Here is a 24,637-nt window from a genome sequence, read left to right on the forward strand (position 1 = left end):
ATCCAAAATGATAGATTTTTTTCTTGAAAGTTACAAAAACGCTCCTCTTTGGCATATTGCCCTTGAATTTTTGGTTTTTGTTTGTGGGATTTTGAGTGTTTGGTTTGCAAAAAAAGAAAACATTTGGGTATATCCAACAGGTTTAATTGCAACCGTAATTTCGGTATACCTGTTATATATTGCCGGATATATTGGCGATATGATTATTAATGGGTATTTCTCTATCATGAGTATCTACGGTTGGTATGTTTGGGCAAAAGGAGGAGCCGTAGAAGATAATTTGCCTATTACGAGAACGAATGTTAATGAAAAAATAATTGGAGTTATACTATTTTTTGTAACTGTTTTTGTAGTTTTCGGAATTTATAAATATTTTGATTACGAAATACATAAGGACAATTATGTCGACATGATTTCGTCTGGAATATTTTTTGCAGGAATGTGGTACATGGCCAGAAAAAAGATCGAAAACTGGACACTTTGGATCATTGGCGATATTATTGTAGTGCCTCTTTATGCCTATCGCGGTTTAGGGATGTTGTCGTTACAATATTTAATTTTTACAATTTTAGCTATTTCAGCTTATTTAGAATGGAGAAAAATCTTAGACAGCAAAAAACAGCTATCATAAAAATTGCTTTATTTGGCCCTGAAAGTACAGGAAAAACCACATTGGCAAAACAACTTGCAGACTATTACGAAACCGAATGGGTTCCTGAATTTGCACGCGATTATTTGCAGGAAAAATGGGAAGAGAACCAGCACATTTGTGTTGCTGATGATATGTTGCCTATTGCATATGGACAAGTTGCATTAGAAAATAAAAAACTGACTTCAGCAAAAAAGTATTTGTTTTCTGATACTAATTTGATGGTGACCAAAGTTTTTTCTGAAATGTATTATGGTTTCTGTGATCCGCTTTTAAACGAAGCTGCATTAGAACATGATTACGATTTATTTTTCCTTACTGATATCGATGTTCCCTGGGAGAAAGATGATATTAGGGATACTCCTGACGGAAGAGAATCTGTGTTTTCTGTATTCAAACAAACTTTAATTGATACCAAAAAGCCTTTTATAACACTTTCTGGTAATAAAGAAAGCCGTTTGGCTAAAGCAACTGCAATAATTGATGCTTTATCGATGGCAAAACAGCACGGTTTTTCATCAGCTGATTTTGTGCAGATATACAATCACGGAATTTCGTTTGATAAAATTCTAAAACAACTTGAAATTTTTAAGAACGGAATTTTAAAAAGCAATTTAATAAGTCCGGCTACCATCAATAACGGAATTTTAAGTCTCTCAGAAGCTGAATTTGAAGAAAGAGCCAATTTTTTTGATCTTCAAAAAGAAAAATTAAAACTAAAAAAGTTTGTTCCGGCATCAGGCGCGGCAAGCAGAATGTTTAAGTTTTTAAGTGCTTTTTTGAATGATTTTGACATTAAAAAAGAAACAATAAACGCGTATATCAACAGAAAAAAAGACAGTGATTTGTCTATTTTTATTGTGGCAATGGATAAGTTTCCGTTCTTTAAATCAGTAGATGAAAAGCTTAAAGAGGTTTATCCTGATTTTGAAACTTTAGACCGCGATTATAAAAATTATTATTTCGTAAAAATATTACTGGATCCTGATTATTTTGATTTTGCAAACAAGCCTAAAGCAGTTTTGCCATTTCATCAATATAAAACTCACATTGCAAACCCAATAGAAGAACATTTGAACGAATGTGTACATTATGCTTCTTCTAATCAGGTTTCTAATTTGCATTTTACCGTTTCTGAAATTCATCAAAATTTATTTGAAAATGAAGTTGAGGTACTTAAGGAAAAAGTAGAGGCAGACTCAGGAGTTGAAATAGCGATTAGTTATTCGTACCAAAACAAAAGCACAGACTCTATTTGTGTAGATGCTAAAAACATTCCTATCAGAGATAAAAACAATAATTTGGTTTTTAGACCAGGAGGACATGGCGCATTAATCGAGAACTTAAAAGAACTCGATTCAGATGTTATTTTTATAAAGAACATCGATAATGTAATTCAAAATCATATTGATACAATTGCATTATACAAAAAAGCTCTGGCAGGAGTTTTAATAAAAGTACAGCAAAAAGTTTTTGGCTATTTGAATGCAATTGAGCAAAAGGAAATTAAAGAAGAGAACATCGAAGAAATGGTTGCTTTTTTAATGCAAAAACTCAATATCGAATTAAGCAGCGATTTTAATAAGTTTACTTTCGAAAATAAAGTCAATAAAATCAAAGAGTTATTAGATAGGCCAATTCGCGTTTGCGGAATGGTAAAAAATGAAGGAGAACCTGGTGGAGGGCCATTTTGGGTAAGAAATGATAAAGGAGCTGTTTCGTTGCAGATTGTAGAAACATCTCAAGTAGATTTAGCCAATAAAAAACAAACAGAAATTCTTGCTGAAGCCACTCATTTTAATCCTGTTGATTTAGTTTGCGGGATTAAAAATTATAAAAATGAAAAGTTTGATTTACTGCAATTTGTAGATCAAAAAGCAGGTTTTATAGTAGAAAAAAGTGTCGACGGAAAAATAGTTAAAAGCTACGAATTACCGGGCTTATGGAATGGTGCAATGGCAAACTGGCTAACAATTTTTGTAGCAGTACCTTTAATTACTTTTAATCCGGTAAAAACAGTAAACGATTTATTAAAAGCAGCACATCAACCGCAATAATGGATAGCGAAAAAATCATATCAGAGTTAAATTTTAAAGCTGTTCGAAGTAGTGGTGCGGGCGGACAAAATGTAAACAAAGTATCATCAAAAGTGGTTTTGACTTTTGATCTGAATACTTCTCAGGCTTTATCTGAAGAAGAGAAATTGCTTTTATTAACCAATATTGCGCCACGTTTAACCACGGAAAATATCTTAATTTTAAATTGTGACGAAGACAGAAGTCAGCTTAAAAACAAAGATATTGTGATAAAACGTTTCCTGGAGATTATCAAAAAAGGATTGTTTGTGCCTAAAATTCGTAAAGCAACCAAGATTCCAAAATCGGTAATTAAAAAAAGAATCAAAGACAAAAAGAATATTTCTGAAAGAAAACAATCTCGAAGAAAGCCGGATTTGGAATAAAATTAAAATTAGAATTCCAATTTATAAATTCCAAATTCCAAAAGGCTCACCTGAAGCGGGCTTCAATTGGAATTTGGAATTTGTTTTTTATAGTTTTAAAATTGAAGATTTGTAAGTTTTGGAATTTGGAATTTAATTTTTGGAATTTGTTTTTTAACACTACATTTGCACTGTCTCAAAGGGGTGCTCTAAATAACGAGCTGAGATCATACCCAAAGAACCTGAGCGAGTAATGTTGCTAAGGGAAAAAACGACAATTTTAGCGTGCACACTATATTTTGTCGTGAAACATTTTATTAATTTAACAAAGAATAATTCCCCCTTTTATTCGTAATTCTTTACGAATGAAAACTATTTTTAAAGGTACTGAGGTACTAAGTTGCAAAGGTTCTAAGCTTCAAAAAGTGAGCAGAATCAAATCTATTTTCTTTATTCTATTTTCTTTCCTCTATTCTCTTTCTTCTTTTTCACAGGAACAAGATTCAACCAAAGTCAACAAGCTTGATGATGTGTTAGTTTCGGCAGTTCGTGTTACTACAAAAACTCCGGTTACGTTTAGTAATATGGATAAAAAAGAAATTAAATTTAGAAACTTAGGACAGGATATTCCTGTTTTAATGAATTATCTGCCATCTGTAGTAACAACTTCTGATGCGGGAGGCGGAATAGGTTATACCGGAATCAGAGTGCGTGGTAGTGATGCTACTAGGGTAAATGTAACCATCAACGGAATTCCGTATAATGATGCTGAAAGCCAGGGAACTTTTTGGGTAAATATGCCCGATTTTGCTTCTTCTGTAGAAAGTCTGCAATTGCAGCGTGGAGTAGGAACTTCTACTAACGGATCTTCTGCTTTTGGCGCGAGTTTAAACATGCTTACCGATAATTATGCATCAAAACCAACGGGAGAAATTTCGAGTTCTTACGGAAGTTTCAATTCAAATAAAAATACTGTAAAATTTAGTACAGGTTTATTAAATGATCATTTTGAATTGGCAGGACGTTTATCAACCATTAAATCTGATGGTTATATCGATCGCGGAAGTTCAGATCTTAAATCTTATTTTCTTCAGGGAACTTATGTGGGTAAAACCACTTTGATTAAAGCTTTGGTTTTTGGCGGAACAGAAGAAACTTACCAATCCTGGAACGGAATTGATGGCGAAACTTTAAATTCAAACCGCACCTATAATTCAGCAGGTAAGTATAAAGATGAAGCAGGAAATGTTCATTTTTATAATAATGAAACCGATAATTATAAACAAAACCATTATCAATTGCATTGGAGTGAATCATGGTCTGATAAATGGAGCAGTAACTTCGCTTTGCATTATACAAAAGGACTAGGGTATTACGAAAATTATAAATACGATGAGCCAATCGCAGGATATGGACCAATTCTGCCAACAAAAATGGTGGAGAATGATTTAGGAGAACTAGTTCCCGGAACTGATTTAATTCGTCAGAAATGGTTAGATAATAATTTCTACGGAACTACTTTTTCAGTAAAATACAAAGAAGAAAAACTTGATGCTATTCTTGGTGGTGGCTGGAACAAATATGAAGGAGATCATTATGGTAAAGTAATTTGGGCTAGAAATTCAGGACCTTCAGAATTGGGAGATCATTATTACGATGATTATTCATCAAAAACAGACGGAAATATTTTCGCAAAAGCAAATTATCAGTTTACAGAAAAACTAAGCTTTTATGGCGATTTACAATATAGAAGAGTGCAATACAAAGCAAATTCAAAAGAAACAGGTTTGGTAAATGATACTTTCAATTTCTTTAATCCAAAAGCGGGTTTAAACTACGAAATCGATCAAAAAAGTACGCTTTATTTTTCATACGCACGTGCCAATCGTGAACCTAACAGAACCGATTACGAAGGCGGAAACGTAAAACCTGAGAAATTAAATGATTTTGAATTAGGCTGGAGATTCAATTCAGAAAAATTCCAATTGAATTCTAACTTCTATTATATGGGATATAAAGATCAGTTGATTTTAACCGGAAGATTAGATGATGTTGGAGCGCCAATTCGTGCGAATACTGAAAAAAGTTACCGTTTAGGTTTTGAAGTTGATGCCACAATTAAACTTTCGGAGAAATTTATTCTTAGACCCAACTTTACTTTAAGCAGCAATAAAAATGTTGATTTAGCGGTAGAAGGACAGTATTACGGAACGACTAAAATTGCATATTCTCCGGAAATTATTGCAGGAAATATAATTGTTTACAGCCCTTTAGAAAGTCTACACATTTCGCTATTGCAGAAATATGTTGGCGAACAATACATGAATAATATCGAATTGCCTTCAGCAAAATTGGCAGATTATTTTGTAAATGATTTGAATGTATCTTACGAAATAAAACCAAAATCTGTTTTTAAATCCATTACAATTACTGGTTTGGTAAATAATATTCTGGATAAAAAATATGTTTCAAACGGAGCCATGTGGGATATCTATCCATATTATTATCCTCAGGCAGGAATTAATTTCTTAGCCGGATTGACATTGAAATTCTAATACTTATCAAAATAAAAAAAGCCTGAAAGTGTAAATTTTCAGGCTTTTTTTATTAATTATAAACGTGAATGACGCTTCCGCCTACTTCAACGCGATATTGTTTTAGTGGATATTCTTTTCCTCCAAGTCCGGTAAATAAACTGTACTCTGTTTTATCGCAGGAACAAACCGCATTGATACCATTAATTGTCATAGCAATACATGAAGTAACAACCTGATTAGGACAAGCAGCATCAAATGCATTATAGCCGCTTCCTGTATTAAAAATAATAATTCCTTTTGCTCCGTAATTAGGAACAATAACACCGTTACTTGCAAACTTAAGATTTGAATACGCCGGTAAGTTCATGTCAACTGTCAGGTTAACAGGATAACTAGGTATGTTTGGGTTTTTGTTGCTAACGCCATTATCGCTACAAGAGAAGAGGATAGAAACAAACGCAATTAAGATCCAGAATTTTTTCATTATTTTAATAAGAATTAGTGAAACAAAAATAATTTATTTAGATTTGATTTTTATATGATTAACATATAATTATGTACTATAAAAAATAATAGTATATTTGTAATACAAAATCCCGTCCCGATGGGATTTTTTGTATTTATATAAACGACGAAGTTATGAGTAAAGTATCTTATTATACAGCAGAAGGATTAAAAAAATTAAAAGATGAGTTGGAGCATTTGAAAAGTGTAATGCGTCCAAAGGCATCTCAAGATATAGCAGAAGCAAGAGACAAAGGTGATTTATCTGAAAACGCCGAATATGATGCCGCAAAAGAAGCACAAGGTTTACTTGAAATGAGAATTTCTAAACTGGAAGAAGTGTATTCTAATGCAAGATTAATAGACGAATCTCAATTAGATGTTTCGAAAGCGTTGGTACTTTCTAATGTAAAAATTAAAAACCAAAGCAACGGAATGGAAATGAAATATACGCTTGTTGCAGAAAGTGAAGCAGATCTAAAAACAGGAAAAATTTCTGTAACATCTCCTATTGGAAAAGGTTTACTAGGAAAATCTGTTGGAGAAGTAGCTGAAATCACAGTACCAAACGGAGTTTTGAAATTCGAGATTCTTGAAATTACAAGAGACTAAATTATTGCGAAGAACGAAGCAATCTCTCTATTAAGATTTTAAAAGTTTATTTGTTTAATCGGTTAAAACGATTAAACGATTCACCAAATTAACGATTACACGATGAGCATATTCACTAAAATAGTAAACGGAGAAATTCCTGCATACAAAATCGCTGAAGACGATAATTTTTTGGCTTTTTTAGATGTAAATCCAAATGCAAAAGGACACACACTTTGTATTCCTAAACAAGAAATCGATAAGATTTTTGATATGGATGATGAGTTGTATTTAGGGCTAATGAAGTTTTCTAAGAAAATTGCAATCGCTTTAGAGAAAACTGTTCCTTGCAAAAGAGTAGGTATAGCCGTTGTAGGATTAGAAGTACCTCATGCGCACGTACATTTAATTCCGCTAAACGAAATGGATGAAATGCGTTTTCATAATAAAGTAAAACTTTCTAAAGAAGAGTTTGAAGCTTTGGCTAAAAGTATTCAGGCGAATTTGTAAAAATATAGAGGCTTCGATTTCGCTCAAGCCTGACATTTAAACATAAAAACAAAGTGTAGTAAAGTAATTTTTGCTACACTTTTTTATTTAGAGAAATCTGAAATGTAGTTCCTTTTCCAATTTCAGAATGTAAAACTTTTATTTTACCGCTATGATATTCCTCAACGATTCGTTTGGTTAAAGAAAGTCCCAATCCCCAACCGCGTTTTTTAGTCGTAAAACCAGGTTCGAAAATGGTTTTAAACTGGTTTTTGGCAATTCCGGTTCCGGAATCCTTTACGTTTATTTTTACATGATGTGCATCTTGTTCAATTCGAAGATCTAAGCTGCCTTTTCCCTTCATGGCATCAATAGCATTTTTGACTAAATTTTCGATCGTCCAGCTGTGCAGCGTTGGATTTATCATGACTAAAATAGGTTCTTTTGGAGCATTATAAGAAAAAGTAACCTGTTTAGAAAAACGGGATTGCAAGTATTCGTAAGTACGCAATGTTTCCGTAATAATATCATGTTGTTCTAAAACAGGAACCGATCCAATTTTAGAAAAACGATCTGTAATGGTTTGCAATCGCTCGATATCTTTTTCTATTTCAGTGGTTATAGACTGATCAATTTCTTCTGTTTTTAATATTTCAACCCAGCCAATCAAAGAAGATAAAGGTGTTCCGATTTGGTGCGCCGTTTCTTTGGCCATTCCCGCCCAGAGTTTATTTTGGGTTGCCATTTTATTACTTCTGTAAAAGTTATAAATCAAAGCGCCAAACAAAAAGATAATCAGCAATAAAGCCACCGGATAATATTTGAGTTTATTAAGTAATGCCGAGTTTCCGTAATAAACCTCCTGATGTTTTCCCGGTGCGTATTCGATTATGATGGGCTCATTTTCGCTTTTTAAACTATTCAGATAAGACATTGATTTCTTTTTGTCTGCCAGTACTTCTTCGGGAACATTTACAGAACTAATCACTTTGTTATACATGGTAAGCATAACAGGAACCGAAGTGTTGTTGTTTAAAATATCGAGAGGTAAATCTAAATCAGTATTTTCATCTGCGTTAACTAATGTCTTTTGCGCATTCGCCCAAAGATTCATCTTTAGTCTTTCTTCATTTTTAAAAATTTGAAAAAAAGTATAAGTGTTCCAAAGAATCAACGAAATGATTAAAAAGGAAATAAAAATAATAATCCAACGGGTTGTATTTCTTCTTTCGGAAAAAGACATAAATATTTTTTTGTGGTATAAATATAACGAAATAAACACATTTAATATTTTATAAACAGCTAAAGATTTTTTGTTTTTAAATCTAAAACTATTTCTTTTGAATAAACCATTTCTCTACTTTTGCAGTTACCAAAATGAGATTTGGTAAAAAAGAAAATTCTATGATTAGTATCGATCCTAAAGAAATACCAACGGCAAAACTGCAGGGTTATTTGCAAAGTGCTGTGGGGCCAAGGCCTATTGCATTTGCAAGTACCATTAGTACAAAAGGAATCCCGAATTTGTCGCCATTTAGTTTCTTTAATGTGTTCAGTGCCAATCCGCCAATTTTGGTTTTTTCGCCAGCACGTCGTGTACGTGATAATACTGTAAAACATACTTTGATCAATGCAGAGGCAACCCGCGAAGTGGTAATTAATGTGGTCAATTATGATATTGTACAGCAAACCTCATTGGCAAGTACGGAATATGGAGAAGGTGTAAACGAATTTATCAAAGCAGGCTTAACACAAATCCCTTCGGATTTTGTTAAACCTTATCGTGTAAAAGAGTCGCCGGTGCAGTTTGAATGCAAAGTCACGCAGATAATTCCTTTAGGAACAGAAGGCGGAGCAGGCAATTTGATCCTTTGTGAAGTAGTGAAAATTCATATTCACGAAGCTATTTTAGATGAAAACGGAGCCATCGATCAGCATAAAATTGATCTGGTTTCGAGATTAGGAAGTAACTGGTATTCAAGATCGAATGAAGGACTTTTTGAAGTGCCAAAACCCTTAACAACGCTGGGGGTTGGAGTAGATGTGATCCCGAATCATATCAGACAAAGTCCCGTTTTTAACGGAAATGACCTGGGCAAATTAGGTAACATTGAAGCCTTGCCTACAACGGAAGAAGTTAGTATATTTGTGAAAGAAAATTTTTCAGTAAAAGGAGTATTAAGTTCCGATGATCAGGAAAAGGTGCACTTAGAAGCGAAAAAATATCTCAATAAAGATGATATTTCATCGGCATGGAAAGTGCTTTTAGCAAAGAAATAGAGAAAAGAAACAATAATTAATATAGAAGAAGATGGAAGTTACAGGAAAAGTAAAAGTGGTTAACCCAGAGCAACAAGTTAGTGCTGCATTCAAAAAAAGAGAGTTGGTTGTTACCACAGATGAGCAGTATCCACAGCATATTTTGATCGAATTTACACAAGATAAATGCGATTTATTAAGTAGCTACAAGCAAGGTGAAGCCGTAAAAGTTTCTATCAATTTAAGAGGAAGAGAATGGGTTAATCCACAAGGAGAAACCAGATATTTCAATAGTATTCAAGGTTGGAGAATCGAAAGATTAGCACCAGAAGGTCCTGGACAAACTCCAGCTATGCCAGCTGCAGAAGCTTTTGCTCCGGCAACTAACTTAAACGAAGACGAACCAGACGATTTACCGTTCTAAAAGTTTAAAAATCAAGAAATAAATTCCAAATTCCAATTCATAAATATGCAATTGGGGTTTGGAATTTTTTGTATTGAAGACTCAACGCATTTTATGTCATTCCGAAGAATGAGGAATCTTCGTTTGCAGCATCCGTAATGTTTGACGCAATGTTGTCATTTCAAGGAACGAGAAATCACACACTAAAATCGTCAAAGAATATCGACAATTGTTATAGAGCAACTAGTGCGATTTCTCCCTTCGGTCGAAATGACAAGATTGTGTACATAAACCTTTGTCAAAGTTCAAAACTTTGACAAAGGTTTTCACTAAGTTTGGAATTTGGAATTTAAAAATTTTGGAATTTAAAAAATGTACTACGTATTCAACGATTTATTTTTCCCTCCGGTTTCAGAGTCTGATGAAGAAGGAATTTTGGCCATTGGTGGCGACTTAAATCCGGAACGATTGAAGTTGGCTTACAAAAGCGGAATTTTTCCTTGGTTTAATGAAGGAGATCCAATTCTTTGGTGGTCACCGGATCCAAGAATGGTTTTGTTTCTGGATGAATTGATTGTGTCTAAAAGTATGCGTAATATCCTGAATAGGAATCAGTTTAAAGTTACGTTTAATCAAAACTTTGCGGCTGTTATTTCGAATTGCCAGAATATAAAACGCGATGGTCAGAACGGAACCTGGATTTCAAACGAAATGATTGATGCTTATTGTAAACTGAACGAACAGGGAATTGCAAAGTCTGTTGAGGTTTGGCAAGATGAGGTTCTGGTTGGAGGTTTGTACGGAATAGATTTAGGCCATGTTTTTTGTGGAGAAAGTATGTTTTCAAAAGTGTCAAATGCTTCAAAAGTAGCTTTTATTGCTTTGGTTAATCATCTAAAAAAAGAAAATTATAAACTTTTAGATTGTCAGGTTTATAATCCGCATTTAGAAAGTTTAGGTTGCCGCGAAATCGATCGTGAAGAATTTATGTCTATTATAGAAAATAAGGAATAATGAGCGCAATTTACAGTGTAAAAGAAATTTATATCTACCCAATAAAAAGTCTGGCCGGAATTAGCTGTCAAAATGCTTTAGCCGAAGAAATGGGATTCGAAAATGACCGCAGATGGATGTTGATCGATGCTGAAAATCAAATGATAACGCAAAGAGAACATCGCATTATGAGTCAGTTTTATCCGCAAATTTCAGACGGAAAAATTAGTATTACTTTTCAGGATCAAAAGCATGAATTTTCTATTGATGAACATTTAGAAAATTCTATAACAGTGAATGTCTGGGATGATAAAAGTGAAGTTATAGAAGTAAATAAATCGACTTCTAAATGGTTTAGTGAACATTTGGGTTTTGAATGTAAATTGGTTAAAATCATTAAAAACGGAGATCGCAAACACGAAAGTTCGAAACTAAAAGAAACCTTCAATGTGAGTCTTGCCGATGGTTATCCTTATTTAATGATAGGAAGTCAAAGTTTAGATTTTCTAAATGAAAAATTAGCGGATAAAATTACCGTTTTAAGATTTCGTCCTAACATTGTAATCAGCAGTCAAAGTCCGCATGAAGAAGATGATTTTACGACTTTTAAAATAGGAGAAGTTCAATTTAAAAACGTAAAACCTTGCGGAAGATGCATTATGGTAAATAATGATCCTGACAATGGTAAATTAAAAAAAGAACCGCTGAAAACCTTAAGCAAATACAGAAATGTAAATAATTCAGTTTTATTTGGAACCAATATTGTGAGTTTAAATTCAGGAATTATTAATGTTGGGGATGAAATTGTTTTCTAGAAATTCAGTTTTGTAAAATTCCAATTTAAGGTATTAAAAAGGACTAATTCATTTTTTAAAGTAGGTAATTCCAGAATTAATTTAAGGGTTTCGTGCGCCATCATAGTACCGATCATACCGGGTAAAGTTCCTAAAACGCCATTTAAATTACAATTCGGAACATTTTTTGGATCTGGCATTTCAGGAAATAAATCGCGTAAATTTTTGCTTCCGTTATGATTGAAAACGGCAACCTGTCCTTCAAATTTTAAAATACTTCCGTAAACTAACGGTTTTTGTAAAGCTACGCAAGTATCGTTAACCAAATAACGCGTGGTAAAATTATCACAACCATCTACCACAATATCATATTGTTCAATGATACTTGATGCATTTTCTAAAGTCAGTTTTTCAGTAATAGCTTCCACTTTTATCAAAGGATTTAATTCTGAAAGAACTTCTTTGGCAACAACAGCTTTCAGTTGACCAATCTCATTTTCGGTATATAAAATCTGACGGTGCAAATTGTGAATTTCGATAGTATCAAAATCAATAATGCCAATAGAACCAACTCCGGCAGTCGAAATATATTGTAAAATCGGACAGCCTAAACCTCCGGCACCAATAACCAAAACTTTAGCTTTTTTTAGTTTTTCCTGCCCTTCGTCACCAATTTCGGGTAAAATAGTTTGTCTGTTATAGCGGAGGAATTCTTGTATAATACTCATTTTGTAATTTTAGATTGTTGATTTTAGATTTTAGATTGTTGAAATAGGATTAAAAAAATCAGAAATCTAAAATCTAAAATTTGAAATAAAATTTCTGTCCCAATCTTTCCAAACAGGTTCATAGCCTGAGTTTGTTATGATTTGGGCAATTTCTTTTGCTGAACGTTCGTCACTGATTTCAAATTGTTCCAAAGATTGCGGATCAACGACATAACCACCCGGATTAGTTTTAGATCCCGCGCTCATACTTGTAACGCCAATTGGGATAATATTGTTTCTGAATTTTTCGTTTTCGCGGGTAGAAATAGAGATTTCAAGATCTTCATTCCACAAACGATATGCGCAAATAAGTTGGGTCAAATCTTTATCATCCATAATAAAATTAGGTTCGATAATGCCTTCGGCAGGACGTAATCTGGGGAAAGAAACGGAGTATTTCGTCTGCCAGTATTTCTTCTGAAGATAATCCAGATGCAAGGCATTAAAAAAACTATCCGTTCGCCAGTCTTCCAATCCTAATAAAACGCCTAAACCTATTTTGTGAATTCCCGCCGTTCCAATTCGGTCAGGCGTTTCTAATCGATAATCGAAATTTGATTTTTTGCCTTTTGTATGATACTTTTTATAAACCTCCTGATGATACGTTTCCTGATACACCAAAACCGAATAAACACCAGCTTCATGCAATCGTTCATAATCTTCAGTAGAAAGTGGCTGAACTTCAACCGAAATAATTGAAAACTCTTTTCGTATTAAAGCAATAGCATTCAGGAAATAATTGATGTTTACGGTATAATTTGCTTCACCTGTAACCAATAAAACATGATCGAACCCCAGATCTTTTAGAGCTTCCACTTCAAGTTTAATTTCTGCATCAGAAAGGGTTTTTCGTTTGATTTTATTGTCTAAACTAAAGCCACAATAAGTACAAATATTTTGGCATTCGTTACTTAAATAAAGCGGCGCATACATTTGAATGGTTTTACCGAAACGTTTTTTGGTGATTTCGTGGCATTCCTGCGCCATTTGCTCCAGATAATTTTGGGCAACAGGAGAAATTAAAGCTAAAAAGTCATCGAGATTTCGTTTGGTTTTGGATAAAGAGCGTTCTACATCTTTTGATGTGGTTTGGTATATTTTAGATTGAATAGTATCCCAATCATAGTTCTCAAAAACCGATTTGAATGTTTTCATTGGATTGTGTTTTAACTGCGAGTTTTTTACCGCAAAGTGCGCTAAGATTTACGCAAAGTTCGCTAAGCTTTGTGTTATTTATGTTTGTCTAAAAGTTCGCAAAGCTTAGCGAACTTTGCGAAAAAACCTTGCGAACTTTGCGGTTAAATTATTCGTAAAGAAATGATGTCAAAGGACTAGAAGCCACAGCATAATTATGCTGATTCGCAATACGTGCTTCAAAAGCCTTTCGGCCTGCTATTACAGCCTCCTTAAAAGCCTCCGCCATTAATTTCGGATTTCCGGCTACGGCAATTGCGGTGTTTACCAAAACAGCATCGGCACCAATTTCCATTGCTTTTGCAGCATCAGAAGGGGCGCCAATTCCGGCGTCTACAATTACGGGAACATTGCTTTGTTCGATTATAATCTCGAGAAAATCGATTGTTTTAAGACCTTTATTGCTTCCAATTGGCGAACCCAAAGGCATAACGGCCGAAGTTCCTGCGTTTTCTAAATGTTTGCACAAAACAGGATCAGCATGAATATAAGGGAGAACAAAAAAGCCAAGTTTAGCGAGCTCTTCCGTTGCTTTTAAGGTTTCAATAGGATCCGGCATTAAGTATTTAGGATCCGGATGAATTTCTAATTTCAGCCAGTTTGTTTCTAAAGCTTCTCTCGCTAATTGTGCTGCAAAAACGGCTTCTTTTGCATTTCTTGCGCCCGAAGTATTCGGTAATAAATGAATATTAGGATGTTGTAAATGCGACAATATAGTATCCGTTTCTGTCTCTAAATCAATGCGTTTTAGAGCAACAGTCACTAACTCACTTCCTGAGGCTAAAATAGCTTCTTCCATTTCAAAGTTTGAACCAAATTTACCCGTGCCTAAAAATAGGCGGGAGGTTAAGGTTTTGTCTCCAATTTTAAACAATGACGTTTGCATATAACTTTTCGTTTAATTGTTGAATTAATTTTTTCTTTTGATCGCTGTTTGTAATCATTCCCGAAACTGCAATGCCATGAATTCCTGTTTCCATTAACGGACTTATATCTTTTAAATCGATTCCTCCAATGGCATACACCGGGATTTCTATTTTATTTTTTTTCATTTTTTCAAGAATATCAAAATACCCTGATAAGCCTAAAATGGGACTTAATTTCTCTTTTGTACTGGTGAATCTAAATGGTCCTAAACCAATATAATCACAGCCATTTTTTACGTGATTTTCGATATCTTCAAAAGTATTGGCAGTTCCTCCAATGATCTTGGTGCTGCCTAAAATGGCTCTGGCTTCCTCTATTTTCATGTCTGTGAGTCCTAAATGCACGCCGTCGGCAGCAATTTGCTGTGCGAGATAAATATTATCGTTTACAATAAAATTGGCGAGATATTCTTCGCATAAAAATTTTACGGCCTCCGCCAATGCAAAAGTATCTTTGGTGCTTTGATTTTTAAATCGCATTTGTACCCAATCACAGCCAGCGTCTAATGCCTGATGAATGTTGTACAATTGTTCTTCGATTGTATTTCCTTGTGAGATGTATTGCAATTTATGGTACATAGTGATATCCGATTAAATTTGAAGTTGAACTCAGGTATTTTTCAATGTAGGTTTTAGCATTCTTACACGCTTCGATTAGGGGAAAATTCAAAGCTAAATTTGCTGTAATTGCAGACGATAATACACAGCCAGAACCGTGTTTCTCAAAACATTTTTCTTTAGACGGAAGCAAGTCAATAATTTCATTTTTAAAAAATAGACGATCTGTTCCTGTTTCAGTAGGATTGTGTCCGCCTTTTAATAAAACAGAAGTTGGAATTTGATTTTGTAACCAAAGTTTCTCTGAAATAAATCCCGGAAATAAAACCTCCATTTCGTTGTAATTAGGTGTAATCAAATCTATTTTAGATAAAACCTGATTTAAGACGAATTGATCTTTCATCTTCATAAATTCAAATTTTGTAGTCGATTTTAAAACCGGATCCCAGACAATTTTTGTTGCTGGAGATAAGGCTTTTATTGTCGAAAGAATTTGGTTTAAATAGTCTAACGAAGGAATTATTCCAATTTTTACAGATTGAATGTTGTAGTTTTTAAACAAGGTCTCGATAGATCGAATTACAAAACTCAAATGGGTCCATTCAATGTCAAGAAATTCATTTTCTGTCTGGATGGTATTCGCAGTTGTAATCGCAAATCCGGTAGCCTGATGTTGCTCAAATGTTTTGACATCAGCCAAAACACCTGCACCGCCAGTGGGGTCAAAACCTGCTATACTGAGTACGAAAGGGCGATTTGTTGACATAATTTGAATTGTTTTATTGGGTTTTCGTTATTCCAGATACTTCCTAAAAGAGCCACATCATCAAAACCGTTTTCAAGTGCTTTTTGAATGTTTTTAGAGTCGATTCCTCCTAAAGCAATGACTTTTGTATTGTGGTTTGTTCTTGATTGTAAAGCTTCAAAAAGGTTTGTTTTTGGATGATAATTTTCTTTGGAAATACTTGTAAAAACAGGACTTAAAAAGGCGTAATCAAAATCATTTTCTAAGGAATTGAAATCCTCAATAGAATGTGTTGATGTTGAAAATGTCTTTTGATCCGAACGAATTGAAAAACTGTTTTCTCTGTTCTTTTCGGAAAAATGAATTCTGTGAATCCCGAAATCTTCGGCTAAATCGTGATGTTGGTGTATTACCAAACGATCCCGATATTCGGGTTTTATCTGATGAATAAACTGAGCCATTTCGATCGCAGAAAAATGGGGTTTTCTAATATGAAGTAAAGACAATCCTTCCTTAAACAAGGAATCAATACTACTGATTTCGTTTGCAATTGCAGAAGGATTGGTAATTACGATCATATCTATTCTCTATATTCTTTGTTCTATAATCTCTCGTCTATTTTCTCTTAGATATAAATCTCTTTTCCTTGCTCGATAAACTCTTCTGATTTCTCCTGCATTCCTTTTTCGGCAGCAGCGACATCACGTATTTCTTGAGATATTTTCATAGAGCAGAATTTTGGTCCACACATCGAACAGAAATGCGCTACTTTTGCGCCATCTGCAGGAAGGGTTTCATCGTGAAATTCTCTCGCTGTATCTGGATCTAATGATAAATTAAACTGATCTTCCCAACGGAATTCGAAACGGGCTTTACTTAGAGCATTGTCGCGATATTGTGCTCCCGGATGACCTTTGGCTAAATCTGCGGCATGAGCAGAAATTTTATAGGTGATAACACCATCTTTTACGTCTTTTTTATTGGGTAAGCCAAGGTGTTCTTTTGGGGTTACATAACACAACATAGCGCAACCGTACCAACCAATCATAGCGGCTCCAATTGCTGATGTAATATGATCGTAACCCGGTGCAATATCAGTCGTTAATGGCCCTAAAGTATAAAACGGCGCTTCATGACAATGTTCTAATTGTTTGTCCATGTTTTCTTTGATCATGTGCATAGGCACGTGACCCGGACCTTCTATAAAAACCTGTACATCATGTTTCCAGGCAATTTTGGTTAGTTCGCCAAGAGTTTCCAATTCGGCAAATTGAGCGGCGTCGTTAGCATCTGCAATCGAACCCGGACGTAGACCATCGCCTAAAGAAAAGGCTACATCATATTGTTTCATGATTTCGCAGATTTCTTCGAAATGGGTGTATAAAAAGTTTTCTTTGTGATGAAATAAACACCATTTTGCCATGATCGATCCGCCACGAGAAACGATTCCGGTAACACGATCTGCGGTTAAATGAATGTAACGTAATAAAACTCCGGCATGAATGGTGAAATATGAAACACCTTGTTCTGCCTGTTCGATCAAAGTATCGCGAAAAACTTCCCAGGTTAAATCTTCGGCGATTCCTTTTACTTTTTCTAAGGCCTGATAAATAGGAACGGTACCAATTGGAACCGGTGAATTACGAATGATCCATTCTCTGGTTTCGTGGATATTTTTTCCTGTCGATAAATCCATAATCGTGTCAGCGCCCCAACGGCAAGCCCAAACGGCTTTTTCTACTTCTTCTTCGATGCTCGATGTTACTGCGCTGTTCCCAATATTGGCATTTATTTTTACCAAGAAGTTACGTCCCACAATCATAGGTTCGCTTTCGGGATGGTTGATGTTGTTAGGGATAATGGCTCTTCCGCAGGCAACTTCAGAACGAACGAATTCCGGTGTGATTTTGCTTTTTGGCGTGTTGGCTCCAAAGCTATGTCCGTTGTGTTGGCATTGCATGGCTTTGGTTTGTTCGTTCAACAATTCGATACGCTGATTTTCACGAATCGCGATATATTCCATTTCCGGAGTTATAATGCCTTGTTTTGCGTAGTACAATTGTGTTACGTTGGCGCCTTTTTTGGCGCGTTTTGGCTGATGTAAATATTCGAAACGAAGATGATTTAGGCTTTCATCTTTTAATCGGGTTTGTCCGTAATCTGATGTTATTTCGCTTAGGATTTCGACATCATTTCGGTTTAAAATCCATTCTTCTCTTAATCTTGGTAATCCTTTGCGAATGTCAATTTCGATGTTAGGATCGGTGTATGGTCCTGAAGTGTCGTAAATTGTTACGGATGGATTTTTCTCGATTCCGCCATTAGAAAGCTTGGTGTCGCTAAGTATTACTTCGCGCATGGCTACTTCTATTGGGTGAATTTCGCCTTTTACATAAACTTTTTTGGAATTAGGAAAAGGGGTTCTGGAGATTTGTTCTTCTGTAGTCATAGGAAAAGAAGTTATGAGTTATACGTTATGAGTTATTGTAGAGACGCAAAGCAGTGCGTCTTTTTCAGTTATTCTTTTATTGAAATTTGCAATTTATTTCTTGGGATTTGTTTTTCTGCCAGGGATAGAAGTGAAAAGCCCGTAAAGGAGAAAACCGTAAAAAATAAGGATTAGGAAAGCGACCAACGGAAGATTTGCTAAGACTATATTTTTTGGGTTGACGACTGCGGACTTGAAACGGATAGCCCGTTTAGGCAGCCGTATTATCCTCCTTGTGTTGCTGAAATAATTAAAATTTCGTCGGTTTCGTGTACGAGATGTTGGTTCCAGTTTGTTTTTGGAACAACGGTGTTGTTGATGGCAACGGCGATTCCGTTTTGTTTGTGCGGAATTTCGAGATCGAGCAATGATTGAACGCTTAGCGATTCAGCATTGAAATGTTTTGTTTGTTGATTGATTTTTAGTTCCATTCCTTTGTTTTTTTGGTTTATCTAAGATTCACTTGGGTGAATCTATACCTTAGGAATGGCTACAATTGCGCATAGAAATGCGCGCAGAAGTCATCTTACTTTTCCCTACGCTAGTATGAACTAGATCAGGTTCAGAGGGTAAAATCTCAGCCTACAATGTTGTAGACACCCCTAAAGTGTGAAGCAAATATAATGTTTTTTTTAAAGTTTTCAGTTTTCAATAACAGTTTTCAGTCTTTACCTTAAAATATTAGTTTTCAAAAAACTGAAAACTGAGACTGTGACTGAGACTAAAAACTGAGACTATTTCTCGTTTCTGGTAAAGCAATCTTCGATATGATCGTTAACCATTCCGGTGGCTTGCATGTGCGCGTAAATTACGGTTGAACCTACGAATTTAAAGCCTCTTTTTTTTAAATCCTTACTGATTTCGTCTGAAAGTGGAGTAGTGGCAGGAACGTCTTTTAATGTTTTGGGATTGTTGTTGATGGGTTTTCCGTTGGTGAATTTCCAGATATAAGTAGAGAAACTGCCAAATTCTTCCTGAATTTTCATGAAGGCCTGAGCGTTTGTAACTGCTGAACGGATTTTTAATTTGTTGCGAATAATTCCGGTGTCCTGAAGTAATGCTTCGATTTTTTCTTCGGGATACTGGGCTATTTTTTTATAATCGAAATGATCAAAAGCGGTTCTGAAATTTTCTCTTTTGTTTAGAATTGTGATCCAGCTTAATCCTGCCTGAAAGGTTTCGAGAATTAAAAACTCGAATAATGACTCATCGTCGTAAACGGGTTTGCCCCATTCTTCGTCATGGTATTTTTTGTATAAATCGCTGGCAGAACACCAACCGCATCTTACTAGATCTGTATTTTCCATTATTTTCCAATTTTCCAGTGATACCCTTTTACAGAAGGAATATAGGCTGAGTTCCCGATGATGATTAAATCGTTGTAAATCTTTTTGTTGTACTTTATTCCGATTGCTTTTCCCGAGGTGTACATTTTGTTAGCTTCGAATTTAATTTTCATTCGCGCATCTGTAAATTTAGCATCCGAAATTTTTTCGACAAACCAGGTCGATTTCCATTTAATGGCTATTTCGTCTTCGGCAGTTTTAGTGATGCTTTTAATTAATTTTACGCCTTCTTTCGGGATGTTATGGTCTTCGATTAATTCTTTTTGGGTTAATGTTTCTCCGGTTTTACAAGTCAACAGTAATTTTCTAAAATAGCTAAAACCTTTGAGTTTTTCGTTATCCGGATTTTCTATTTCAATACTGTCTTTTACAATGCTTGCCTCTTCTGTAATAGTTTTGTTGTTTTTTATTTTCTTTGGCACAAATGTTTTTGTAATCGAATCTGTAACAGCTGTTATGGTTTCGGCCGTGCTTTTTGAAATGTCTTTTATCTTGTCAGAAATGCTTGTAGTTGATTGTAATATTTTTTCGCGATCATTTTTATTACAACCAATAAGAAGACAGGAAACGAAAACTAGTACAATTAGATTTTGATTTTTCATTCGATAGTATCTTCTTTTTTCTCTGCAGATTTCTCTTCGTCAAGATATTTTTTAATTAAATGATGTCCAACATAAATCAGCGGAGTCAATAAAATAGCTATCGTTAATTTGAATGTGTAGCCAATTAAAGCAGAGGAAAGAAAGGTGTCGAAATTGATTTTTCCGGGTAACCAAAAGGCGATTCCGAGTACAATAAAAGAATCAAATAGTTGCGAAACTACAGTTGATCCGGTTGTTCTAAGCCAAATTTTTCTTTCTCCGGTTCGTCTTTTAAAGAACCAGAAAATCCAAACATCAATTAATTGTGATGCCATAAAGGCAATTAAGCTACCTACAATTATCCACATACTTTGCCCAAAAACGGCTAAAAATTGCTCGTCGTTTACGGGGCTAATTCCTTTTGCGGCGGGAATTACAATTGCCATAAATAGTATTAGAAAAGCATAAGCAATTAGACAAGCGGTAATAAAAGATAGTTTTTTCACTCCTTTTTCGCCAAAATATTCATTGATTAAATCTGTGGTTAAAAAAACGACAGGCCAAGGCAAAATACCAATACTCATTACAAATGGTCCAACCTGAATTAATTTTCCTCCAATTAGTTCAGCGACAACAGCATTCGTTATAAAGATTCCTGCCAGAACGACAAAAACAATTTCTTTTCGGGTTTTAAACATCTTAGTGGTAAATAATATGCCAAATTTAAACTATTTCTTTTATAATTGAGAATGGTTAATTATTAAATTAAATAAGGTGTGAGGTAAATGTGAAAGTTAAAATTTTATTTTGAATGCTGATTTTTAGTTACATTTGAAACAATAACATGTTTTATTTTATTTTAAATCAAATTAATGATAATGAAGAAATTAATTACAATTTTTCTCATGGGGACAACTTTATTTACGGCCACTGCGCAAAACAATTCTGATAATCCATTGTTGAAAAAATGGACAGGTCCTTATGGTGGAGTTCCTGCTTTTAATGAGTACAAGGTTTCAGATTTTAAACCAGCACTTGAATTTGCGATTCAGGAAAAACTAAACGAGGTTGATGCTATTGCAAATAATCCGAAAGCACCAACTTTTGATAATACAATTGCTGCTTTAGAGCGTTCAGGAAAAACAATATCCAGAATTTATACCGTTTACGGAATTTATGGTTCTACTTTAAGTACTCCTGAATTTGACGCTGTCGAAACGGAAATGTCTCCTAAACTTTCTGCTTTTAATGACAAAGTTTTACAAAATAAAAAATTATTTACCAGAATAGAGACTTTATACAACTCAAAAGAAAGCAAAAAACTTACGAGTGAGCAACAACGTTTGATTTGGTTGTACTACACTGATTTTGTTCGTGAAGGAGCTAAATTAAGCGTACAGGACAAAGAAAAAGTAGCTAAGATTAATCAGGAACTGGCAAGTCTTTTTACTAAATTCAGTCAAAATTTATTAGCAGAAGAGCACAATCAATACGTGGCTTTAAAAACCGAAAGTGATTTTGATGGTTTACCGGCTGAAGTAAAAAATGCTGCAATTGCTGAAGCAAAAAGCAGAAAGTTAGATGTTTTAGGTTGTGTTGCAAACACACGTTCGTCTATTGAGCCATTTTTGACTTTCTCGACCCGTAGAGATTTAAGAGAAAAAGCATTTGACATTTTTGTTAAGCGTGGTGATAATGGTAATGCAAACGATAATAACGCTACATTAGTTTCTATTTTACAATTGCGCACACAAAAAGCAAAATTATTAGGTTTCCCTACTTTTGCTGATTGGAGTTTGTCTAACAAAATGGCAAAAGATCCTAAGAAAACAATAGATTTAATGATGTCCGTTTGGGAACCGGCTGTAGAAAAAGTACATCAGGATGTTGCCGAGATGCAGAAGATTGTTGATGCCGAAGGTGGTAAATTTAAAATTCAGCCTTGGGATTACCGTTATTATGCTGAAAAAGTTAGAAAAGCAAAATACGATTTAGATCAAAATGAGGTGAAGCCTTATTTGCAATTAGAAAACTTACGTGAAGGTATGTTTTGGGTTGCGGGAGAATTGTTCAATTTAAGTTTCAAACAAATTACCGATGTTCCAGTTTATCATCCAGATGTACGCGTTTGGGAAGTAAGCAACAAGCTAACCGGCAAAGTTGTTGGATTATGGTATTTTGATCCTTATGCACGTGCAGGAAAACGTTCTGGTGCATGGATGAATGCATATCGTGATCAACAAAGAATGGATGGCGAGGTTCTGACAATTGTGTCTAATAACTGTAATTTTATAAAAGGAACAGGAAACGAGCCAGTTTTAATTTCTTGGGAAGATGCAACAACTCTTTTTCATGAATTTGGGCACGCGCTTCACGGATTATGTTCTAATGTAACGTATCCAAGTCTTGCAGGAACATCTGTTGCGAGAGATTATGTAGAATTCCCGTCTCAATTATTAGAGCACTGGTTGGCTACTCCTGAAGTGTTGAATAAATTTGCTTTAAATTATAAAACAAATCAACCATTGCCACAATCATTGGTAGACAGAATCGAAAAAGCATCTAATTTTGGTGAAGGTTTCTCTACTGTAGAAACGATTTCTAGTTCTTTGATCGATATGAAGCTACATTTAACGACTTCACCTATTGATCCTCATAAATTCGAAAAAGAGACATTAGAGGCGCTTCGTATGCCGTCAGAAATTGTAATGCGTCATAGAATTCCTCAATTCGGACATATTTTCTCTGGTGATGGTTATGCTGCCGGATATTATAGCTATTTATGGGCTGATGTTATCAATGCAGATGCTTGGGAAGCTTTTACAGAAGGAAAAGGTCCTTATGATAAAGATGTGGCAAAACGTCTTTATGATAATGTTTTTAGCGTAGGAAACACTATCGATCAGGAGAAAGCTTATGAAAACTTTAGAGGAAGAGCTCCTAAATCTGATGCTTTAATGCGTGCAAGAAATTTCCCGATTAAGGATAAAAAATAAGAGATTAAATTTTTAATAAAATCCCTGCATATTATTTTATGCAGGGATTTTTTTATGAGGTTGATAGTTTTTTTTTTAAAGATCTTAAGTCGTTTTAGTTTTGCACAAAATAACCACAGTCATTGTCATTTCGAGGAACGAGAAATCTTCGTGAGTAACTCTACAAAGCTAGGGCTCTCGTTGCGGAGCTTCTTGCGAAGATTTCTCGTTCCTCGAAATGACAAAAATGAGTATATCTGCTTAAAATTTGAGTTTTATAAAAAAATATTGGAATCAAAGTTTTAAACTTTGACAAAGCTCTTTTGAAAACCATTAAAACAAAAAAAAGCCCTGAATAAATAAATATTCAGGGCTTTTTATATTGAAATAATATATTAACCTAAAGTAACTCTTTTGAAACCTGTGATTTCAACGTTGAATCCTTTAACGTAATCACCAACTTTTTTACTATCATCTTTGATAAAGTTTTGATCTAACAAAGCTTTCTCTTGATCTAAAGTAGTGTTGTCAGAGATAAAACGTTGCACTTTTCCTGGGATAATTTTGTCCCAAATTTGTTCTGGTTTACCTTCAGCTTTTAATTCAGCTTTAGCATCTTCTTCAGCTTGTTTTAAAACTTCTTCAGTCAATTGAGAGAAAGAAATATATTTAGGAACATTTTTTAAAGTTTTTCCTAAACGTTTAGCTTCTTCATTATCTTTTTCGATTACAGCAATACGAGCAGCAAGTTCAGATTCAACGAAAGCAGGATCAAAATCTTTGTAAGATAATGTATCAGCTCCCATAGAAGCAACTTGCATAGAAACATCTTTAGTTAAAACGTCAGCGTTAGGAATTGCAGCAGAAATTGCAGTTAATGCAGCAATTTTGTTAACGTGAACATAAGATCCAACGAAAGCACCTTCTAAAATTTCGAAACCACCGATTTCGATTTTTTCTCCGATAACTCCAGTTTGCTCGATTAATTTTTCAGCAACAGTAATTCCGTTGAAATCTGAAGCTAAAAATTCTTCTTTAGAAGAGAAGTTAATAGCTCTTTCTACTAATTCTTTAGCTAAAGTTACGAAAGCCTCATTTTTACCTACGAAATCAGTTTCGCAGTTTAAAGTGATGATAGCTCCTTTAGTATTGTCAGCATTGATAAAAGAAACAGCAGCTCCTTCAGAAGACTCACGGTCAGAACGGTTAGCAGCAACTTTTTGTCCTTTTTCTCTAAGGACTTGTATAGCTTTATCGAAATCTCCGTCAGCCTCAACTAAAGCTTTTTTACAGTCCATCATTCCGGCACCTGTAGATTGTCTTAATTTATTTACGTCTGCAGCAGTAATTGTTGCCATAATATTTTGAATTTTAATGTTAAAAGTAAAAATTCCATCT

Annotated in this window: 25 protein-coding genes and 1 riboswitch; of the genes, 11 read left to right on the forward strand and 14 right to left on the reverse strand. The window is 34.6% G+C overall.

From position 1 onward, the window contains the following. Nucleotides 1–7: 7 nt before the first annotated feature. The 4 genes from pnuC (at nt 8) to L0669_RS08235 (ending at nt 5,644) form a co-directional block, all read left to right on the forward strand. Nucleotides 8–631 carry a nicotinamide riboside transporter PnuC gene (gene pnuC / locus L0669_RS08220; RefSeq protein WP_263762688.1) on the forward strand — a complete coding sequence of 208 codons (624 nt, stop codon included), beginning with the start codon at nt 8–10 and terminating at the stop codon, nt 629–631. Next, entirely contained in the window at nt 592–2,706 is a 2,115-nt protein-coding gene (locus tag L0669_RS08225; RefSeq protein ID WP_263762690.1) for a DUF4301 family protein, read from the forward strand. The genes pnuC and L0669_RS08225 overlap by 40 nt, the downstream gene beginning before the upstream one ends. After that, entirely contained in the window at nt 2,706–3,110 is a 405-nt protein-coding gene (gene arfB, locus L0669_RS08230; protein WP_263762692.1) for an alternative ribosome rescue aminoacyl-tRNA hydrolase ArfB, read from the forward strand. Before L0669_RS08225 ends, arfB begins: the two co-directional genes overlap by 1 nt. Nucleotides 3,111–3,454: 344 nt before the next feature. Then, nucleotides 3,455–5,644 (forward strand): TonB-dependent receptor, encoded by a 2,190-nt coding sequence (locus L0669_RS08235; protein ID WP_263762694.1) that lies wholly within the window; start codon nt 3,455–3,457, stop codon nt 5,642–5,644. A gap of 52 nt (nt 5,645–5,696) precedes the next feature. Here the strand turns inward: L0669_RS08235 and L0669_RS08240 are convergent, their stop codons facing one another. Then, nucleotides 5,697–6,110 (reverse strand): Rieske (2Fe-2S) protein, encoded by a 414-nt coding sequence (locus tag L0669_RS08240; protein WP_263762695.1) that lies wholly within the window; start codon nt 6,108–6,110, stop codon nt 5,697–5,699. A gap of 155 nt (nt 6,111–6,265) precedes the next feature. Between L0669_RS08240 and greA the strand changes: the two genes are divergently transcribed. Together greA and L0669_RS08250 are read left to right on the forward strand one after the other, a co-directional pair. Next, nucleotides 6,266–6,742 (forward strand): transcription elongation factor GreA, encoded by a 477-nt coding sequence (gene greA / locus L0669_RS08245; protein WP_173969212.1) that lies wholly within the window; start codon nt 6,266–6,268, stop codon nt 6,740–6,742. A 102-nt stretch (nt 6,743–6,844) separates the two neighbouring features. Beyond that, nucleotides 6,845–7,231 carry an HIT family protein gene (locus L0669_RS08250; protein WP_173969211.1) on the forward strand — a complete coding sequence of 129 codons (387 nt, stop codon included), beginning with the start codon at nt 6,845–6,847 and terminating at the stop codon, nt 7,229–7,231. 73 nt (nt 7,232–7,304) lie between these two features. Here L0669_RS08250 and L0669_RS08255 read toward each other — a convergent pair whose 3' ends face one another. Beyond that, nucleotides 7,305–8,453, reverse strand: coding sequence for a sensor histidine kinase (locus tag L0669_RS08255; RefSeq protein ID WP_173969210.1), 1,149 nt, complete (start codon nt 8,451–8,453; stop codon nt 7,305–7,307). Nucleotides 8,454–8,614: 161 nt separating this feature from the next. Here L0669_RS08255 and L0669_RS08260 point away from each other — a divergent pair, with 161 nt between their 5' ends. From L0669_RS08260 to L0669_RS08275, 4 genes are all read left to right on the forward strand, one after another. Next, complete coding sequence (locus L0669_RS08260) at nt 8,615–9,490, forward strand: flavin reductase family protein (RefSeq protein WP_263762697.1); 876 nt, start codon at nt 8,615–8,617, stop codon at nt 9,488–9,490. 31 nt (nt 9,491–9,521) lie between these two features. Further along, the gene (locus tag L0669_RS08265; protein WP_121322382.1) at nt 9,522–9,893 is read left to right on the forward strand and encodes a DUF3127 domain-containing protein; all 372 of its coding nucleotides are present in this window, start codon (nt 9,522–9,524) and stop codon (nt 9,891–9,893) included. A gap of 351 nt (nt 9,894–10,244) precedes the next feature. Then, nucleotides 10,245–10,886, forward strand: a complete 642-nt coding sequence (gene aat / locus L0669_RS08270; protein WP_263762699.1) for a leucyl/phenylalanyl-tRNA--protein transferase — start codon at nt 10,245–10,247, stop codon at nt 10,884–10,886. Beyond that, entirely contained in the window at nt 10,886–11,680 is a 795-nt protein-coding gene (locus tag L0669_RS08275) for an MOSC domain-containing protein (protein WP_263762701.1), read from the forward strand. Before aat ends, L0669_RS08275 begins: the two co-directional genes overlap by 1 nt. On the opposite strand, the gene L0669_RS08280 is transcribed toward L0669_RS08275, so the two are convergent. The 11 genes from L0669_RS08280 to L0669_RS08330 all read right to left on the reverse strand — a co-directional run bounded on the left by L0669_RS08280 (nt 11,677) and on the right by L0669_RS08330 (nt 20,962). Further along, complete coding sequence (locus L0669_RS08280; protein ID WP_263762703.1) at nt 11,677–12,387, reverse strand: HesA/MoeB/ThiF family protein; 711 nt, start codon at nt 12,385–12,387, stop codon at nt 11,677–11,679. The genes L0669_RS08275 and L0669_RS08280 overlap by 4 nt on opposite strands. A 66-nt stretch (nt 12,388–12,453) precedes the next feature. Beyond that, a complete protein-coding gene (gene thiH / locus L0669_RS08285) occupies nt 12,454–13,581 on the reverse strand; it encodes a 2-iminoacetate synthase ThiH (RefSeq protein ID WP_263762705.1) in 1,128 nt (375 codons plus the stop codon). A gap of 148 nt (nt 13,582–13,729) precedes the next feature. Next, the gene (locus L0669_RS08290; protein ID WP_302774267.1) at nt 13,730–14,506 is read right to left on the reverse strand and encodes a thiazole synthase; all 777 of its coding nucleotides are present in this window, start codon (nt 14,504–14,506) and stop codon (nt 13,730–13,732) included. Further along, the gene (locus L0669_RS08295; protein ID WP_263762707.1) at nt 14,487–15,125 is read right to left on the reverse strand and encodes a thiamine phosphate synthase; all 639 of its coding nucleotides are present in this window, start codon (nt 15,123–15,125) and stop codon (nt 14,487–14,489) included. Before L0669_RS08295 ends, L0669_RS08290 begins: the two co-directional genes overlap by 20 nt. Continuing rightward, nucleotides 15,115–15,870 carry a hydroxymethylpyrimidine/phosphomethylpyrimidine kinase gene (locus L0669_RS08300; RefSeq protein WP_263762709.1) on the reverse strand — a complete coding sequence of 252 codons (756 nt, stop codon included), beginning with the start codon at nt 15,868–15,870 and terminating at the stop codon, nt 15,115–15,117. Before L0669_RS08300 ends, L0669_RS08295 begins: the two co-directional genes overlap by 11 nt. Beyond that, the gene (locus tag L0669_RS08305) at nt 15,837–16,427 is read right to left on the reverse strand and encodes a thiamine phosphate synthase (RefSeq protein WP_263762711.1); all 591 of its coding nucleotides are present in this window, start codon (nt 16,425–16,427) and stop codon (nt 15,837–15,839) included. The genes L0669_RS08300 and L0669_RS08305 overlap by 34 nt, the downstream gene beginning before the upstream one ends. Before the next feature lie 47 nt (nt 16,428–16,474). Next, nucleotides 16,475–18,298, reverse strand: a complete 1,824-nt coding sequence (gene thiC, locus L0669_RS08310; protein WP_263762713.1) for a phosphomethylpyrimidine synthase ThiC — start codon at nt 18,296–18,298, stop codon at nt 16,475–16,477. Between the two features lie 263 nt (nt 18,299–18,561). Then, the gene (gene thiS / locus L0669_RS08315; protein ID WP_173969200.1) at nt 18,562–18,768 is read right to left on the reverse strand and encodes a sulfur carrier protein ThiS; all 207 of its coding nucleotides are present in this window, start codon (nt 18,766–18,768) and stop codon (nt 18,562–18,564) included. An 85-nt stretch (nt 18,769–18,853) separates the two neighbouring features. After that, nucleotides 18,854–18,951: riboswitch (TPP riboswitch) on the reverse strand. 120 nt (nt 18,952–19,071) lie between these two features. Beyond that, nucleotides 19,072–19,644, reverse strand: coding sequence for a DNA-3-methyladenine glycosylase I (locus tag L0669_RS08320; protein WP_263762716.1), 573 nt, complete (start codon nt 19,642–19,644; stop codon nt 19,072–19,074). Next, nucleotides 19,644–20,285: a hypothetical protein gene (locus L0669_RS08325; protein ID WP_263762718.1), complete on the reverse strand. Its 642-nt coding sequence runs from the start codon at nt 20,283–20,285 to the stop codon at nt 19,644–19,646. The genes L0669_RS08320 and L0669_RS08325 overlap by 1 nt, the downstream gene beginning before the upstream one ends. Further along, nucleotides 20,282–20,962 carry a queuosine precursor transporter gene (locus tag L0669_RS08330; protein ID WP_263762721.1) on the reverse strand — a complete coding sequence of 227 codons (681 nt, stop codon included), beginning with the start codon at nt 20,960–20,962 and terminating at the stop codon, nt 20,282–20,284. The genes L0669_RS08325 and L0669_RS08330 overlap by 4 nt, the downstream gene beginning before the upstream one ends. Before the next feature lie 180 nt (nt 20,963–21,142). Between L0669_RS08330 and L0669_RS08335 the strand changes: the two genes are divergently transcribed. Next, nucleotides 21,143–23,260 (forward strand): M3 family metallopeptidase, encoded by a 2,118-nt coding sequence (locus L0669_RS08335; RefSeq protein WP_263762722.1) that lies wholly within the window; start codon nt 21,143–21,145, stop codon nt 23,258–23,260. A 374-nt stretch (nt 23,261–23,634) separates the two neighbouring features. Here L0669_RS08335 and tsf read toward each other — a convergent pair whose 3' ends face one another. Continuing rightward, on the reverse strand, nt 23,635–24,597 hold the full coding sequence (gene tsf, locus L0669_RS08340) for a translation elongation factor Ts (RefSeq protein ID WP_263762724.1): 963 nt from the start codon (nt 24,595–24,597) through the stop codon (nt 23,635–23,637). Nucleotides 24,598–24,637 lie beyond the last annotated feature (40 nt).

It is taken from the genome of Flavobacterium bizetiae (genome assembly GCF_024271895.1).
In the GTDB taxonomy this organism is placed as follows: domain Bacteria; phylum Bacteroidota; class Bacteroidia; order Flavobacteriales; family Flavobacteriaceae; genus Flavobacterium; species Flavobacterium bizetiae.